We start from the raw sequence: 1,306 nt of genomic DNA, 5'->3' as shown, positions 1-1,306 counted from the left end.
CCACCGCCCGGCCCACCCCGGCGCTGGCACCGGTGACCACCACCGTCTGCGTCATTGCGCCGCCTTCTGCCGGGTCGCGATGTCCGCCAGCCGGCTCAGGGTCTCCCTGTTCCGGTGGTGCAGCACCAGGTCGTTGACCTTGTTACGGACCCAGCGCAGCGGACCCGCCGCGAAGTCCTCGGCGAGGGTGACGCGGGTGCGGTCGGTACCCACCGGGGTGAGTTCGAAGACCACGTTCGCCGCGCCGAGCGGCCACAGCCCGGCACGGACCACGAAACGCCGGGGCGGGTCACAGCTGAGCACGGTCGACGAGTCGGACAGCGAGAACGGCCACGGGCCCGCCCGGTGGTGCAGCTTCGCGCCGACCTGCGGCCAACTGTCGTCCACCGCCCGGACGTGCACCGTCCCCACCACCCAGTCGCTGTACGTCCAGCCGTCCGCCAGGACCCGGAACACCTGCTCCGGGGGTGCCTCGATCATTTTTTCCACAATCGCCACCCGAGCGTCCTTACCCACCCGGCGCCCGGTCAACCGTCCGCCTCCGGCGGCGCGTTAGCTTCTCCGGGGCGGTGGGTAACCCGACCCCGGGCGGACCGCCGCCAGACCGGTGGAGGTGCGTTTACTCCCGGTGACCGGGGGAACCCGCCCGCCGTGTCACAGGACCAGGTCGACCGCGATCGGCGCGGGCGTGGCGGCGCAGCCGCCGACCCACCCGCCGCCCGCTGCGGCGTGGACCCGACCGGACCGGCACCCGACACCTTCGCGCCCCTGTTCGACGCCGTCCTGCTGGACCGGGACGGCACCCTCGTCCACGACGTGCCGTACAACGGCGACCCCGACCGGGTACGGCCGGTCGACGGCGCCCGCCCGGCGCTCGACCGGCTCCGCGCCGCCGGCCTCCGGCTCGGCGTGGTGACCAACCAGTCCGGCCTGGCCCGGGGCCACTTCACCCGGGACCAACTGGACCGGGTCAACGCCCGGGTGGAGGAGCTGCTCGGCCCCTTCGACACGTGGCAGATCTGCCCGCACGACGAGGCGGCCGGATGCCGGTGCCGCAAACCCGGCCCCGATCTGGTCCGGGCGGCGGCGGAGGCGCTCGGTACCGTCCCGGCGCGCTGCGTGCTGGTGGGCGACATCGGCGCGGACATGGCCGCCGCGTCCGCCGCCGGTGCGGCCGGCATCCTGGTCCCCACCCCGACGACCCGGGCCGGGGAGATCGCGGCGGCCCCGGCCCGCGCCGACGACCTGCCCGCCGCCGTCGAGGCGATCCTGACCCGGCAGCGGCTGCTCCACCCCGCCGCCCGCC

At 75.3% G+C, this 1,306-nt stretch carries 2 protein-coding genes; one reads left to right on the top strand and one right to left on the bottom strand.

The window, feature by feature from the left end:
• Positions 1 to 51: 51 nt before the first annotated feature.
• Positions 52 to 498, bottom strand: coding sequence for an SRPBCC family protein (locus GSF22_RS33595; RefSeq protein WP_208817920.1), 447 nt, complete (start codon positions 496 to 498; stop codon positions 52 to 54).
• A gap of 231 nt (positions 499 to 729) precedes the next feature.
• On the opposite strand from GSF22_RS33595, the gene GSF22_RS33590 reads away from it, so the two are divergent.
• Positions 730 to 1,306: D-glycero-alpha-D-manno-heptose-1,7-bisphosphate 7-phosphatase (locus GSF22_RS33590; protein ID WP_208817921.1), on the top strand; the 577-nt coding region annotated here is incomplete at its 3' end.

This window comes from Micromonospora echinofusca, from assembly GCF_017614955.1.
GTDB classification, from domain to species: domain Bacteria; phylum Actinomycetota; class Actinomycetes; order Mycobacteriales; family Micromonosporaceae; genus Micromonospora; species Micromonospora echinofusca_A.
The sequence above is the reverse complement of the archived record's forward strand: the minus strand, read 5'-3'. Positions and strand labels throughout refer to the sequence as shown.